Raw genomic sequence first — 3,665 nt, 5'->3', positions numbered from 1 at the left:
CTCCTGCGCCAGCGGGTGCCGGCAACGGGCCAGCAGGCACCCCCGCCGGCAGCCAGGCCGGTCCGCCGGAGAACACCTACGCCGACTGGACCGGTTCCCTCCAGGGCGGCGGCGTTCCCTGCGTCAAATAGCCCATGAACCCAACCGCATCGTTCCTTGGCCCGGCCACCGTGGTGGCCGGGGCGTTCCGTACAGGATTGACCGCAAAAGCCACGTCCGGTGGTCCGGTAGGTGGCGTGCTTTCGCCGGACTTCCGTTCAGTCGTTGGCCCGGCTTGCTAGTCGCCCGGCGGTCAGCGCCGCCCGGCCGTTTCGCGGAGACGAGGCTCGGATGAACGTCGGCGAATGGCTGCTTCGTTGCTGCGCTGCCCTCACACCCGCTGCGTCCCGTGACCGTCATCGCGAGGAGTGGCTGGCCGATGCCCGTCACGCCCGCGAACTCTCGATGTCCCCCTCAGCCGTTGTTCGAGGCGCCGCCCGCGCAACACTCAGCGCCCAGAAAGAACGGCTACTTTTGTCCTCCGATGATTCACCACGACAGCTCACCCGCCGCGGTGCGTCCGCCGTCATTGTCAGCCTCGCCCTTTTCATCTTGAGCGGCCTGATCGGCATCTCGGTAGGGGCCTTGGCCTTGTGGGCTGTAGCGCTGTTTATCGCGTTCGTCGGGTTTACCCTGCTTGCCCGTGCCGCAAGCAACATCCTGGGCAGCGGCCGAGCACCCTGGACGCTTTTCGTTGCCACCGCGGCCTGCCCGCTTGTTCCCCTGGTGGCGGTCATCGAGACGAATCAGCATTTCAATGCGTTCGACAGCCATGTCCACAGCGGCACGTACACCGGCGTCCACAGCGGACTGGTTGCTGACTTCGTAGTGTTCGTGGCCCTGACGATGACCGGGGCAGCCGGTGTCACAGCCCTCCTGACGTCAATCCTGCTCAGCCTCGCGTTATTGGTCAAACTCGCCAAGGCACGCACCTCCCGCGGACCCGGCAGCCCGGACATCACCTAACCACCTGCCCAAGCAGCGTCCCGCAGCGCGGCCCGGACGAGCGCTCAAGGAACGCGATTCCGGCTTGTGCCTGCCCCGTGCGAGGAGAGGCTGCCCTGTACCGGCACCGTGCGGCGCGGACCCGCCGGCAACCGGACACGAATAGTCCACGTCGTGCCCGCGTGACTGCTCCGCGAGGCGATGTTGTTCGAGCGCGGCCCTCCCGGCGCTCTCGCGTGCCTGTCTCTGATCCCCGGCTTCCGTCCGCCGCCGTGTTCCGCTGTCATCGCCGGCTGCTCAGCGACCCTCCGCTGCATCCGCCCGATATGCCGGCGGGCCCGCCGCCGTGTCCACTTCTTGCGTGGTGCACACCGCGTGCCTGACCACCCCGGTGCATGGCTCCGCGCAGGGCACAGGACAGGTCGCTACTTCTATATGTAGAGATAGTGCCTGGTTTATGTATAGAGTTAGGGCATGAGCGTTTCTCTGAGGAAGACCCCGGCCATGTTGGATGTGTTGCATGCGTTGGAGACCAAGGATGAGGTGTGGGGCCTGAAAGTGGTTCGCGATTCAGGCAGACCCGCGGGCAGTGTGTATCCGATCCTGTCGCGCCTGGAGGCTGCCGGGTTTGTGTCCTCGGAATGGGAGCCGGTGCCTGAAGGTGAAGGCCAGGGACATCCGGGCCCCCGGCGCCGCTACTACCGGCTCACGGATGAAGGTGCGGCCTTCGCCGCTACATCACTGCAGGCTGCGCACGGTGCCCAACGTAAGCCTCGCCTGGGGTTCGCGCGGGGGGTGGGGCTCGCATGAACTGCGGTGAATGGGTACTCCGTTTCTGCGCGGCCCTCATGCCGACGGCGTCCCGTGACCGATATCGCGAGGAGTGGCTGGCCGATGCCCGCCACGCCCACGAACTCTCCATGTCCGCCTCCGCCGTTGTTCGAGGCGCTGCCCGAACGACGCTCAATGCACAGAAAGACGGGATCCTCATGTCCTCCACTTTTTCCCCGCGTCAGCTCACCGTCCGCGGCGCGTTCGCCGTCATTGTCAGTATCGCCCTTTTCATCACAGGTATCCTGATCCGTTTCCCGGAAGGGGCCTTGGCGTTGTGGGCACTCGGGACCGTCATCGCCGTGACCGGGTCCGCACTGCTTGCCCGTGCCGCGAGCAGCGCCCTAGGCAGCGGCCGCGTGCCCTGGACGCTGTTCTTCACCGCCGCGGCCTGCCCGCTGGTTCTCCTTATTGGGGTCATCGAGGTGAACTGGCATTTCAACGTCGTCGACAGCCGTATCCAAAGCGGTGGACAGCCCGGGTTGGCTGACTCCTTGAGTTTCGTGGTCATGCTGATCACCGGGGCAGCCGGTGTGACTGCGTTCCTGGCCTCGATCGTGCTCGGCATCGTGTTGGTGGTCAAACTCGCCAAGGCACACACCTCCCACGGACCCCGCGGCCTAGCCATCAACTAACCGCCCGCCAGCCCGACTTGAGCCCACCTTGTTGAGTTGGTTCTGTTGGTTTTTGGTTTGTGCGAGGCGGTAGGCCCATGACTGTGCAAGGGTCGGGATCAGCCGGAGAGCGGAGGGGACGGATGTAATGATGGGTCATGGATATTGTTGAGTTTCTGGAAGCGCGTATTGCGGAGCAGGAATCAGCCATCCGGGATGGCTCTTTCGTCCTGGGGGTTTCCGAGGACGAAAATGGAAGCGAAGACAAAACCTCACTGGGTAAGCGGATGCTGGATGAATGCGCCCAGAAGCGGGCCATTATCGCCAGCTGGAAGGAAGCTGCCGAAGGCGAGGGGATAAGCGAGCCCAGCGAAGCAAGAGGGACCGTTGCCATTGCCCGTCGGGCCATGCTAACCATCCTCGCGGGCTCCCACCGGGAGCACCCGGACTACGACCCGGCCTGGTCGCCCGATCTGCCAACAGATATTGCCGGCGACTCCGCGAAGCACTGAAGCCAAGGCGCGGACTCGAATGATCTGACTCGCGGCCTCAGTGCTGGCGGTCAACTGGGCGCAGGTCACGGGCCAGGCTGGTCCCGCCTCAGTTCGTCAGAGATGAGCTCCAGTTCGGGGGACGTACTTTCCCTGCGGAGAACCAATGCCGACGGTCGACTATGAGCGGTCCAGCATTTACGCGCCCGTGTCGACGGAACGGCCCTACGACGGGCTGTTGGAGGTGTATCTGCGGACCAAGGTGTTGCGCTGTAGCTGCGGGTTCAAGATGGAAATACCGGACTGACCCTGGTACCGGCCCGGCGTGCAGAAACCCATCCGTCGGTTACGCCGCTTTGCGGCGGACGCTGCCGACCGGTTAGTGCAGGCGAAGGGGCAAAGCTGTCCCGGACGGTATCTTGCGCTCAGCCCAGGCCGTGGAGGACTCCATGCCGTCGCGCGGCGTGCGGGCCGTTCCCGTCGTGTCAATGGAGGCGCTGTGAGCGTTAGAATCTGCCCATGGAGCCAGCGGTCCTTTGCCCGGAATGTTTTCATGCACAGACCAATGCATCGCGCCTCAAGACCCCGCGGCAACGACTCAGGAGCCGTGTTCCGGCGCTGACAACCCGTTGTCCGGTGAAGGTCCTGCCCGAGGAATCCGCGGCGGGGTTGGAGGGGCCGTGCTGGTGCGACGACCCTTTTCATCGGAGTTGAGATTCAACGTAGCCGGTGCGCGGTAGTCGGT

4 protein-coding genes are annotated in these 3,665 nt (G+C 64.7%); all 4 read left to right on the top strand.

Going from position 1 to position 3,665, the window contains the following annotated elements; translation table 11 throughout:
* Positions 1–330 precede the first annotated feature (330 nt).
* The 4 genes from BJQ90_RS13155 to BJQ90_RS13140 all read left to right on the top strand — a co-directional run bounded on the left by BJQ90_RS13155 (position 331) and on the right by BJQ90_RS13140 (position 2,941).
* Positions 331–1,005: a hypothetical protein gene (locus tag BJQ90_RS13155; RefSeq protein ID WP_226760703.1), complete on the top strand. Its 675-nt coding sequence runs from the start codon at positions 331–333 to the stop codon at positions 1,003–1,005.
* Between the two features lie 453 nt (positions 1,006–1,458).
* Complete coding sequence (locus BJQ90_RS13150; protein WP_226760702.1) at positions 1,459–1,794, top strand: PadR family transcriptional regulator; 336 nt, start codon at positions 1,459–1,461, stop codon at positions 1,792–1,794.
* Entirely contained in the window at positions 1,791–2,450 is a 660-nt protein-coding gene (locus BJQ90_RS13145) for a hypothetical protein (protein ID WP_137322566.1), read from the top strand. The genes BJQ90_RS13150 and BJQ90_RS13145 overlap by 4 nt, the downstream gene beginning before the upstream one ends.
* Positions 2,451–2,587: 137 nt before the next feature.
* Positions 2,588–2,941, top strand: a complete 354-nt coding sequence (locus BJQ90_RS13140; protein WP_226760701.1) for a DUF6221 family protein — start codon at positions 2,588–2,590, stop codon at positions 2,939–2,941.
* The last annotated feature ends 724 nt before the right edge of the window (positions 2,942–3,665 follow it).

Origin of the sequence: Arthrobacter sp. SO3 (assembly GCF_020532825.1) — a bacterium.
GTDB lineage: Bacteria > Actinomycetota > Actinomycetes > Actinomycetales > Micrococcaceae > Arthrobacter.
The sequence above is the reverse complement of the archived record's forward strand: the minus strand, read 5'-3'. Positions and strand labels throughout refer to the sequence as shown.